The organism is Actinophytocola sp., assembly GCF_050699915.1.
Lineage (GTDB): Bacteria > Actinomycetota > Actinomycetes > Mycobacteriales > Pseudonocardiaceae > Actinophytocola.
Genome location: NZ_JBOHGA010000226.1, coordinates 1 through 9,657 on the forward strand (window position 1 = coordinate 1; position 9,657 = coordinate 9,657).

Below are 9,657 nucleotides of genomic sequence, written 5' to 3' on the forward strand. Positions count from 1 at the left end.
GCGCTCACCAGCGCCACGACCGCCGACAACGCTCCTAACAGCACACTTCTCCGGTGAACGTGTGTCAACCGCACGTCGTTCCCTTCCAGGCAAGGATCGAGTCGGTCGATCCTAGGTAGGTGGCGCGGACGCGCACCACCTACCAAAGGTGCCTGACGCGGTCACCGGCCGCATGATCATCCATAGTGTCTACTGTGGACTCGCCAGCGCGGTGAGCGTGCGTTCGCCGGCGGGGTCGCCCGCGGTGGCCGGCACGATCGCGACCTCGTCGAGTCCGGCCTCGGCGTACTCGGCGATCCGCTCCCGAACGGTGGCCAGGTCGCCGACCAGGCCGACCGCGCGGGCCGCGTGCTCGGGCAGCGCGGCAACCAGCTCCTCGCGGGGCGCGCCACGCCCGGCGAGCTCGACGGCGGCGCCGAACCCGGCGGCGACGAACACCTCCTGGTAGCCGCGCACCGGGAGATAACCGGCCAGGGCGTGCATGAGCTGGGCGTAGGAGGCGTCGTCCGGGTCGACGGCCGCCGGCAGCCAGGCCGCGAGGGTCGGGCGGCGGCCGCCGGCCGCGTCGAGCTTCGCGCGCAGCTCGCGGACCTGCTCCACCGACACCAGGTCGAGCAGCATTCGGTCGGCGTACTCGGCGGCGATCGCGATGGCCCGGTCGCCGAACGCCGCGATGGTGAGCGGGCCGGTCGCGGGCCGCAGGCGACGCCGGAAGCCGTGCGTGTCCGTGGCGCCGAACCATTCGCCGTGCCGGTGTGCCACATAGGCCGCGGCGCAGTCGCGCAGGTCACCGACCGGCCGTGCGCGCGAGCGCCCGTGGACGCCCTCGACCACGCGGGTGCTCGACGTACCGAGCGCGACGCCGATCGGCCGGCCGGTCAACGCTTCCACCGAGGCTGCCCCGCGCACGATCGTCAGCGGGTCGCGCACCGACACCGGGACCGGCCCGGCCGTGACCGCGATCCGCGGGGTGGCACCGCCGACGGTCGCGGCCAGCGCGAACGCGTCCCATGTGGGCCCCTCGCCGAGCCAGACCTCGCCATAGCCCAACCGATCCGCCGCGACGGCCACGTCCAACGCCTCGGTGGGTGGCTGCTCGTCCTCGCGCGCGGCGGCGGCGACACTGATCTTCATCGGTCGACCGTACGTCGGACACGCAATGTCCTGTTCGGACCGCAGACAACGGTTAGCACGACGATCTACTTTCCGCCACCCTCTTTCGTCGTTCGTTGACGTGCACTGTGTCACGCCGCGAGCGGACTCGTGTGGCATCACACGTCTCCACTGATGGCCGTCATTTCGGCAAGACTTTCGGCCCCCGCCGGATGGAGGTGTCGACACCCCTCCAAAGGATGGCCGTGCCGGCGGGCAGATGACGCAGGGACCTACCGACTCTTCGGACGCGAACGTCCTGTTCGGACCGTAATCGTCGTGCCGCGGGACGGTCTGAATCGGACCGGACCGGATTCGGGCGGGCCAACGCCCCATCATACGGGACGTCCAAGACCGGCGTGCACAACCCCCTTGCACACCAGGCTAAACCAACTCGATGCAGTGTCCTGTTTGGACGATCATCTTCGTCGACGTAGATCGACATCGCTGCCCTGACAGGCGAAGATCGCCTAACTGCCGGTGTCGAGGGCGGGTATCGCGGCGCCTGATCCGTTGTGCGCGGCGGTCGTCGCCTCGGCACCCTTGGACACCGTGATGCTTGTTGGTGCGGGTTAGACTCTGGCCACCCTCGGAGGCGGGTCGTTTCTTCCGATCCGCTTGCGAGAGCCGCCAAGTAGCCGCATACGGAACTGTCGGGGTGATCGTGCGGATGGCAGAGACGGCGCTATCGGAGGTCGACCGAACCACCACCTGGTCAGGTGAGGGTGACTCGGCCTTCCGGGAGCTGATGAGCGTGTTCCCCAGCGGTGTCACCGTGGTTACCGCGCAAGACGCGGACGGGACGCCCTTCGGCCTGACCTGCACGTCCATGTGCAGCGTGAGCATGCAGCCGCCCATATTGCTAGCGTGCCTGCACAACCACAGCCAGACGTTGGCGGCGGCGTTGCGGCACGGCGCGTTCGCGGTCAACCTCCTCCACGCCGGTGGGCAGTACGCGGCGGAGCTGTTCGCCACCGCCGGCCGGGATCGGTTCGCGGAAGTCGACTGGGAACGCACGCCTCGGCGCGACCTGCCGTGGCTCACCTCCGACGCGCACGCCGTCGCCGAGTGCACCGTGGTCGAGGCCACGGTGGCCGGTGACCACGTTGTGGTGTTCGGCCAGGTGGACGGCGTGCTGGCCAAGCCGCAGAACCCGTTGCTGTACGGCCTGCGGTCCTACGCCGCATGGACGAGCGACTGAGGCGCCGGGCCGACCGAGGACCACTGTGGCCTACCGAGCCGATCGAGCGAGCCGACCGACCGAGCCCGACGGACCGCACCGACGTATCGAGCCGAAGTACTGAGTCGAGTCCCGCACCTCTCCCATGCGGTGACCGGCCGTCAACTCGAATGCGAGGAAGAGCAAACGATGGACAACCGGATCAAGAACGTCGTCATCCTGGGTGGGGGCACCGCGGGCTGGATGACGGCCTCCTACTTGGGCAAGGCGTTGGGCCCGACCGTCACGGTCACGGTCCTGGAGTCGCCGGCGATCCCGCGGATCGGGGTCGGCGAGGCCACTGTGCCCAACCTGCACCGCACCTTCTTCAGCTTCCTCGGCCTCGACGAGGACGAATGGATGCGGGAGGTGAACGCCAGCTTCAAGATGGGCGTGCGTTTCGTCAACTGGCGCACCGAAGGGGACGGTCAGTCGACGCCGCGCATGTACAACGGCCGGCCCGACCACTTCGACCACCTATTCGGCTTACTGCCCAACCACGACCGGGTGCCGTTGTCGCACTACTGGGCCTACAAGCGCCACCTCGGGCTGACCGACGAGCCGTACGACTACGCGTGCTACCGCGAGTCGCCGGTGTGCGACGCGAAGCTCGCGCCGCGCACGCACGACGGCACCAAGTGGACGAACTACGCCTGGCACTTCGACGCGCAGCTGGTCGCCAGCTTCCTGCGCCGGTTCGCCACCGAGCGGATGGGCGTGATCCACGTCGAGGGCAAGATGACCGAGGCGCTGCGCGACTCGCGCGGGTTCGTCACGGGCCTGCGCACCGAGGCGGGCCCGGTCATCGAGGGCGACCTGTTCATCGACTGCTCCGGGTTCCGCAGCCTGCTGATGAACCAGGTGATGGAGGAGCCGTTCCTCGACATGTCCCACCACCTGGTGAACGACCGCGCGGTCGCCACCCAGGTGCCGCACGACGACGCGGCGAACGGCGTCGAGCCGTACACCTCGTCCATCGCCATGCGCAGCGGATGGTCCTGGAAGATCCCGATGCTGGGCCGCTTCGGCAGCGGCTACGTCTACTCCAGCCGCTTCACCAGCCAGGACGAGGCCACCCAGGAGTTCTGCAACATGTGGGGCCTGGACCCCAGCGAGCAGGACCTGAACCACGTGCGCTTCCGGGTGGGCCGCAACCGCCGCTCGTGGGTGAAGAACGTCGTGGGCATCGGCCTCTCGTCGTTCTTCCTGGAGCCGTTGGAGTCCAGCGGCATCTACTTCATCACCGCCGCGATCTACCAGCTGGCCAAGCACTTCCCGGACAAGAACTTCGACCAGATCCTTGTCGACCGGTTCAACAAGGAGATCGAGGTGATGTTCGACGACACGCGGGACTTCATCCAGGGGCACTTCGCACTGGCGCCGCGCACCGACTCGGAGTACTGGCGCGCCAACAAGGAGCTGGCGCTCGCCGAGGACTTCCAGGAGAAGCTGGCCATGTACCGGGCGGGCATGGCGGTCAACATGCCGGTCACCGACGAGGCGACCTACTACGACAACTTCGACGCGGAGTTCCACAACTTCTGGACCAACGCGAGCTACTACTGCGTGCTGTCCGGGCTGAACTTCATGCCGGAGCGCCCGCTGGCGTCGCTGACCTACGTACCGGACGCGCAGAACCGCGCGGACCACATCTTCGACGAGATCAAGAAGCGTCAGCGTGAGCTGCTGGAGACGCTGCCGACGACGTACGAGTACCTGTGCCGGCTGCACAACCGAGAGCCCGAGGCAATCGGCGTCTGAGCCGCCACCCGTCCCGCCCCTGCGTCCTCGGGAGGCTCGTCATCAGCACGCGGCACAAGACCAGCCGGATCGCCGCGATCTACACCGCACTCGTGATCGTGCCCGCCGGCGCCGCCGTGGTCGCGCTGCTCTCCGCCGACGTCGGCGGGGAGCACACGGCGACCGGCGGCGCCAACGCGGGATCGGTCGTCGAGCACCCGCTCGCCAGACTGTTCCTGGCGATAGCCGCGGTGGTCGCGGCGTGCAAGATCGCCGGCGTCCTGGTCCGGCGGATCGGGCAGCCGCCGGTGATCGGCGAGATCGCCGCCGGCATCGTGCTCGGTCCGTCGGTGCTCGGGGCGCTGTGGCCGTCCGGGCAGGCCTTCCTCATCCCGGAGGAGGTCCTGCCCCGGCTCAACACGCTGGCGCAGCTGGGCGTGGTGCTGTTCGTGTTCCTCATCGGACTCGAGCTCGACCTCGGCAAGCTGAAGGGTCGGGGACCGCTCGCGCTGGTGGTGAGCCATGTGAGCATCGCGGCGCCGTTCCTGCTGGGCGTGCTGCTGGCGATCGCGGCGTACGACCGGTTCGCGCCGGAAGGGGTCGGCTTCCTGCCGTTCGCGCTCTTCCTCGGAGTGTCGTTGAGCATCACGGCGCTGCCGGTGCTCGCGCGGATCCTCGTCGACCTCGGCATGTACCGGAGCCGGATCGGCGCGCTGGTGATGACCTGCGCGCTCGCCGGCGACGTCACGGCGTGGATCCTGCTGGCGCTCGTCGTCGCGGTCGTCGGGGTGTCGTCGATGGCCGGCGTGCTCGTGACGATCGTGCTGACCGCGGCGTTCGCCGGGCTGTTGTTCGCGTTGCGACCGTGGTTGACGCGGGTGCTGGAGACGACGCGGGCGCACCAGGTTCGGGTCACCTCGCAGCTGCTGATCGTCGGCGTGCTGGTGTGCGCGACCGCCACCGAGTGGGTGGGCGTGCACGCGATCTTCGGCGCGTTCCTGCTCGGCCTGATCCTGCCGGGCGACAGCCTGGTGGGGAAGCGGCTGCACAACACGATCGGCAGCCTGACCACGACCTTGCTGCTGCCGCTGTTCTTCGCCTACAGCGGGCTGCGCACGGAGCTGACGCTGCTCGACGACGGCGGCATGTGGGTGTGGTGCGGCGCGATCCTCGTCCTCGCGGTGGCGGGCAAGCTGGGCGGCTCGGTGGCGGCGGCTCGCTCGCTGGGCACCAGTTGGAACCAGTCGGTGCAGATCGGCGCGTTGATGAACTGCCGGGGTCTCACCGAGCTCGTGGTGCTCAACATCGGGCTCGACCTCGGTGTGCTCACGCCGGACCTGTTCGCGATCATGGTGCTGATGGCCCTGGTCACGACCGCGATGGCGAGCCCGGTCGTGGAGTCCCTGCGGTCGTCCGACCCCACGGGCGACAGCTACGACCCGCCCATGGAGCCGGACTCCCGCGAGCTGGGTGCCGCCGAGCCGGACACCCCGGAGGCACCGGAGCCTCCCGGCGACGACCGGCAGGACGTCACCGACAAGTCGGAGCAGGTGTCCGGCCAGCGGCCGGGGCCCGGCTAGCGAGCGGCGGCTCTGGCTAGATCGCGAAGCAGTTCAGTCGGACGGGCTCGCCGGCCAGTGCGTCGCGGATTCCGGAGTAGACGGTGCCGTCCAGGGCCAGGCCCACGTGCGCGACCACCCGCAGCGGGCACTGCGACTGGATTCGCACGTTCGTCGCGCCGTCCTGGAGGGCGGCGTTCTCCACCGGGCGGACGAGCTCGTCGAGCGAGGTGTAGAGGTTCGTGTAGCGGACGTCGCCGATCGTGTCGTCGCCGTCGTTGAGGGCGTTCACGAAGTCCGAGCCGACCGCCATCTGCTGGCAGGCCACGATGCCGAGGCAGTTGCCGGCGCCGAAGAACGCGGCGATGTTGGCGATGGCCGTGCCGTAGTGCGGGGTGCCCAGGCTGATCAGGCTGTCCACCGTGGCGTCGCCGCCGAGGCTCTTCACGTACTGCCGGGCGACGAGCCCGCCCTGCGAGTGCCCGACGAGGTCGACCTTGTCCGCGCCGGTGCGCGACCGCACGTCGCCGACGAACGCGGCGAGGTCGCCGGCGGTCGCGGCGATGTCGCCGGTGCCGAGGTTGGTCAGCTCGAAGATGAAGACCTGCTTGTCGTCCTCGCGCATCCGCTTGGCCAGCGGCTCGTAGAAGAACGCCGGGCCGAAGGTTCCGTTCACGATGATCACGGGGTCGGGCTCCTCGGCGGCGGCCGAGCTGCCGGGCCAGAGGAATACCGCGAGGAGTGCGCAGACGACTCCGGAGAGTAGCGAACGCAGGGTGGCCGGCCGGAGACGCTTCATCGGGTCCTCCAACGGTGCAGGGCGGGCGCGCGTGGTGCATCTCACGTTAAGGAGGACCGCGTTGTTACTCAACAGTAGAAAGTAGGAACCCCGGTGCCCGGCCGAAGCCGGACACCGGGGTTCCCGGTTCGATAAGTGGGTCAGCTGGTCAGGCGCCCCCACCTCCACCTGGTTGGACGACACCGTTCACGGTCAACGTGTACGGCGCGTACTGCTGGACCAATTCGGTCGGCTCGTCGTAGGCGACCTCGACGACGACCTTCGGGAACAGCGCGAAGACCAGCATCTGCAGCGTGCCGAGGCGGATCTGGTTCTTCCCGTTGAACTCGGCCTGCAGGGCGATCTTGTGCTGCTCGTTGTAGCCGATGATCCGCACGTTCCAGTTGTTCACCGGCTGCGGGTGGATCTCGGTGGGCGAGTCGAACGGCTCCAGGCTGGACCCGTCGCTGACCTGCGTCGCGCCAACGGAAATGTTGTCGATCAGCAGGCCGCCCTCGTTGACGCCGCCGTCGCTCACGTACTGGAAGCCAAGCAGGATGTCCTGGCCGGCGTACGCGGTGAGGTCGAACGTGTGCGGCTCGAACCCGGTGGTCGTGCCGTTGAGGCCCGGCCCGAGTGGCGCCGGCGCGGTCTGGTCACCGGCGATCGGCGTGAACGTCGCGCCGCCGTCGGTGGAGACCACGACGTAGCCGTAGTCGAACCCGAACTCGGCGCCGTACTTCGCGTCGAAGCGCAGCGTCGGGTCGGCGGCCGGCACGGAGACCGGCGTGACCGCGGTGGCGTTGATGTTGTTGCCGTTGCCCGACCACAACACCGGGTTGCTCGTCGCCTCCGGGTCGTCGGTGACGGTCCACGTCAGCGGCAGCGACGGCAGCGTGGCGGCGCCCTGGAAGTTCAGCGACCTCAGGTCGATGCCACGCAACGGTGTCCCGTTGGCCCGCTGGAGCTGGACGTAGTCCGCGCCGTTGGGCGCGGCGCCCGGGTTGTCGTTGGCGTTCGGGTTGGCGAAGTTGACCGTCGAGCGCAGGCTCGGGGTCGTGACCCGGCTCTTCGGCACGCCCAGCATGATGCCCCGGCGCTCTCCGACGATCTTGTCCACCAGGGTCATCGTCTGGTGGTCGTGGAGAACCCGGTACATGTCGGGCACGCCCTCGGCATCGAGCGCCGCGTCCAGGCTGGCCAGCCCCTGCCGCTCGCCGTCCACGTGCAGCTTCGTCATGATGTCCACGCCGTAGCGGTCGAACAGGAACAGCATGAGCGAGTACGCGTGTCCGTAGTCGGACAGCACCTGGCTCGGAGTTCCCTCGCCCCACAGGTTGAGCGAGTTCTCCGGGCCGCCGCAGTCCCTCGGGTTCGGGTTGAACGGCGTCTGCACCGAGCCGAAGCCCTGGTAGCAGTACAGATGGCTGTCACCGCCGCGGTCGAACACCGTGCGGTTGCCGTCCACGTAGCCGACCAGGGTCTGGGCGAAGTCGGAGAGACCCTCGTTGATCCAGTTCCCCTCGAACGGGTCGGTGTAGTAGTGCAGCAGGTGCTGCCACTCGTGCGCGAAGGTGCCCTCGTAGAGCTGCGGGCGCGCCGGGCGGCTGGTGCACGGGTCGTCGGTCGGCTCGTCGGCCGGGTTGGCACCGCTGCGGTGCGCCCAGTCGAACGCGTCGATCGTCATCACGTTGCGGTCGAACAGCTCGTTGAACTGCGCGGAGAAGAAGCCGGCGATGTAGGTCGACGCGGCCGGGAAGTCGTAGAAGTTGTCGTCCCGGACGTTGTCGATCAGTGCGACGGTCTTGTCACCGTCACCGGAGTAGTCGCCGCCGCCGCCGTTGGCGTCCGGCGGGATCTGGGAGTTGGTGCCGTCCCGGTCCGGCGGCGTGCTGAACGTCGCCGTCTCCTTCGGGAACATGTTGTTGTCGAACTCGTTGACAAGGTCCTGCGCCTGCGCGTCGGTGACCGTGCTGGTGTTGGGGATCTGCAGGCGACAGTCACCGGCGGGGAAGGCGGTGTCGTTCGCGACCCACACTTCGATCTTCTCGCCAACGGCCCGCAGCGTGTAGTCCTTGCGGTAGAGGATGCCGTTGAAGTCGTCCAGGCCCAGCCACTGCCTGACCGTGCCGACCGGCGGGGTGGGGCCCGCGGCGGCCTGCGTCCGCGCCTGGGCCGGTGAGTAGCTGGCCGGCACGTCGACGGGCTTGCCGTCGAGCTTGAAGTCCTTGCGGGTCAGTTCCCGTACGTCGCTGGCCGGGGCAGCGGAGTCGGCGGCCGGTGCCGCGTTGACCGTCGATGCCGGTAGAACCTGCAGCAGGGGAACGAGGAGCACCGCGGCTGCCGCCGAGAGTAATCGGCTACGTCGCATGACAACCCTTTCGCTCTACGCGCTCGCGGCGAAGGGTCTTCTACGTACGCGTGCGCGTTTCTACGTATCTCGCACCTGACCGTTTCGATTCGTGGCCACCAGGCGTTTCACGTTTGGACCTCCGAATGTGTCGGCGTTCGGAGTAATCTTGCGAACTTCGGTGTTTGCCCTGGTCAGGCGATCGAGCTGGACCGGCCCAACCACCGTTCCCGCCAGGCGACGCGCAACCGGATCGCGCCCAACGGCACGTCGTCGCGGACCAGTCGGGCGGCCACCTCCCGCTGCGCCCACGGGCACAGCTCGCTCAGTAGTGACGGAATGTCACCGCGAGCGGTGCCCGGGACCAGCGACACCGTGATCTTGGCGCGGCCGGTGACGCGGCCGTTCGGCTGCACGCGTACCCGGTAGTAGTCGATCTGACCGCCGGCGACCTTCGCCGTCGCCTCCTTCAGCTGGGCGAGGACGAGCTCGGCGACGTCCGGCCGCAGCGCGGGGTCCTGCTCGAGCGGGATGCCCCAGGACAGCCAGAGCGGGTGGTCGGTCTCGCGCACCGAGCCCTCGATGCGCGGGTGGACCGGCCCGGTGCTCAGGACGTGGTAGTCGGCGGCGGCCGAGTCGCCGATCGTGCTGCGCACCCGAACGTCCTTCCGCGGGGTCAGCCCGCACGCGCTGGCCGTCTGCCCGAGTCCGGTGGTGATCGAGCGGCAGGTGCCGTCGGGCGGGGTCAGGTCGATGCGCGCGGGCGACATCGGCAGCACCAGGTTGATGAACGCGATCTCCTGCATCGACGCCTCGGAGACCGCGAGGATGCCGACGTTGCGTTCGAGGAGGTCGGCGG

The 9,657-nt window shown here is 68.8% G+C and carries 7 protein-coding genes; 3 read left to right on the plus strand and 4 right to left on the minus strand.

The annotated features are described in order from the left end of the window. Positions 1 to 189: 189 nt before the first annotated feature. The gene (locus ACRDSK_RS27905; RefSeq protein WP_431444312.1) at positions 190 to 1,134 is read right to left on the minus strand and encodes an LLM class F420-dependent oxidoreductase; all 945 of its coding nucleotides are present in this window, start codon (positions 1,132 to 1,134) and stop codon (positions 190 to 192) included. A gap of 688 nt (positions 1,135 to 1,822) precedes the next feature. Here ACRDSK_RS27905 and ACRDSK_RS27910 point away from each other — a divergent pair. From ACRDSK_RS27910 to ACRDSK_RS27920, 3 genes are all read left to right on the plus strand, one after another. After that, positions 1,823 to 2,353, plus strand: coding sequence for a flavin reductase family protein (locus ACRDSK_RS27910; RefSeq protein WP_431444313.1), 531 nt, complete (start codon positions 1,823 to 1,825; stop codon positions 2,351 to 2,353). Positions 2,354 to 2,521: 168 nt separating this feature from the next. After that, positions 2,522 to 4,132 carry a tryptophan halogenase family protein gene (locus tag ACRDSK_RS27915; protein WP_431444314.1) on the plus strand — a complete coding sequence of 537 codons (1,611 nt, stop codon included), beginning with the start codon at positions 2,522 to 2,524 and terminating at the stop codon, positions 4,130 to 4,132. A 92-nt stretch (positions 4,133 to 4,224) separates the two neighbouring features. Then, positions 4,225 to 5,691 carry a cation:proton antiporter gene (locus tag ACRDSK_RS27920; RefSeq protein WP_431444315.1) on the plus strand — a complete coding sequence of 489 codons (1,467 nt, stop codon included), beginning with the start codon at positions 4,225 to 4,227 and terminating at the stop codon, positions 5,689 to 5,691. A gap of 16 nt (positions 5,692 to 5,707) precedes the next feature. On the opposite strand, the gene ACRDSK_RS27925 is transcribed toward ACRDSK_RS27920, so the two are convergent. The 3 genes from ACRDSK_RS27925 to ACRDSK_RS27935 all read right to left on the minus strand — a co-directional run. Continuing rightward, on the minus strand, positions 5,708 to 6,469 hold the full coding sequence (locus tag ACRDSK_RS27925; RefSeq protein ID WP_431444316.1) for an esterase/lipase family protein: 762 nt from the start codon (positions 6,467 to 6,469) through the stop codon (positions 5,708 to 5,710). 148 nt (positions 6,470 to 6,617) lie between these two features. After that, the gene (locus tag ACRDSK_RS27930; protein ID WP_431444317.1) at positions 6,618 to 8,783 is read right to left on the minus strand and encodes a choice-of-anchor J domain-containing protein; all 2,166 of its coding nucleotides are present in this window, start codon (positions 8,781 to 8,783) and stop codon (positions 6,618 to 6,620) included. Positions 8,784 to 8,992: 209 nt separating this feature from the next. Further along, positions 8,993 to 9,657 (minus strand): hypothetical protein (locus ACRDSK_RS27935; protein WP_431444318.1); only part of this gene is annotated, 665 nt, incomplete at its 5' end.